The organism is Micromonospora antibiotica, assembly GCF_017599305.1.
In the GTDB taxonomy this organism is placed as follows: domain Bacteria; phylum Actinomycetota; class Actinomycetes; order Mycobacteriales; family Micromonosporaceae; genus Micromonospora; species Micromonospora antibiotica.
The window spans coordinates 1-1,322 of the sequence record NZ_JAGFWR010000063.1 but is presented as its reverse complement, the minus strand read 5'-3'; the positions used below and the strand labels follow the sequence as shown (position 1 = coordinate 1,322).

Here is a 1,322-nt window from a genome sequence, read left to right as displayed (position 1 = left end):
GGGGGGGTGTCCCTATGGGTTTCGTCAAGCGGGGACGGGGCTGGTGGGGCGGGGTTGGTAGGGGATCTTGTCGCGGAGCATGGCGTATAGGACGTCGCAGCGGCGTCGGGCGAGGCAGATGAGGGCGGCGTTGTGGCGTTTGCCTTGGGCGCGTTTGCGGTCGTAGTAGGCGCGGTTGACGGGGTCGGCGAGGGATGCGAACGCGGCGAGGAAGAGGGCGCGTTTGAGGTTCTTGTTGCCGCCTCTCGGTGGGTGTTCGCCGCGGATGCTGGTGCCGGAGCGTCGGGTGACGGGGGCGAGGCCGGCGTAGGCGGCGAGGTGGCCTGGGGTGGGGAAGGCGGTGCCGTCGCCGACTTCGAGGAGGATCCGGGCGGCGGTCCTGACGCCGATGCCGGGCATCGAGGTCAGGACCGAGGCAAGAGGGTGCGCATCAAGCATCCTCTCGACCTCTTTGGCGACGTGGTCTCGCTGACGCAGGACGTCGCGGAGGCTGTCGGCGAGGCGGGGCAGGATCGTCTCCGCCGCCTGGGTGCCGGGGACGGTGACGGTCTGCTCGTCGAGGGCGGTCATGATCTGCTCGACGAGCCGGTCGCCCATGCGGGGTGCATGGACGGCGGCGATCGAGGTCAGTTTGCGGCGGCCGGCTTTGCGTAGCCCGGCCGGGCCGCCGCAGCGCGACAGCAGCTCCAGGACCGCCTTGTGGTGCACTTTCGGACCGAGTACCCGTTCCAGAGCGGGGTGGATCTGGGTGAGCAGACCCCGGATGCGGTTGGACACGCGGGTGGCTTCGCCAGCGAGGTCGTCGTCGAAGCCGACGAGGACTTCCAGCTCGGCCAGAGCCTCGTCGCCGACGTCGACCCGCCGCAGGGTGTGCGGCAGGGTGCGGGCGGCATCGGCGATGACGTAGGCGTCGCGGGCGTCGGTCTTCGCCGCACCGGGGTGCAGGTCAGCGATGCGGCGCATCGCCAGTCCGGGCAGGTAGGCCACCTGATGACCACATGCCCGAGCCACCGCCACCGGCAAGGCACCGATCGACGCGGGCTGGTCAACCACCACCAAGACCGTGCCGTGGCGGGCCAGCTTGTCGAACAGGTGCCGCAGCCGGGCTTCGGTGTTCGGCAACGGCGCGTCGTGCAGCCGCTTGCCGTCCGGGCCCAGCCCGACCGCGTGGTGACCTTCTTTGCCGACGTCCAAGCCGAGGTAGACGCCGTATCCGTCGTGCACCGCACCCGCCTCCACGCATCGCTTCGTGGCCTCGGCCGCAGTCAGGGCGTCGGACTGCCGGCAGCCACGTTACGAAGAGACCTACCCCGAACACGGGG

At 70.4% G+C, this 1,322-nt stretch carries 1 protein-coding gene; it reads right to left on the bottom strand.

What is annotated here, in order from left to right:
* Nucleotides 1–24: 24 nt before the first annotated feature.
* Nucleotides 25–1,239, bottom strand: a complete 1,215-nt coding sequence (locus JQN83_RS32590) for an IS110 family RNA-guided transposase (protein ID WP_372444199.1) — start codon at nucleotides 1,237–1,239, stop codon at nucleotides 25–27.
* Between the last annotated feature and the right edge of the window lie 83 nt (nucleotides 1,240–1,322).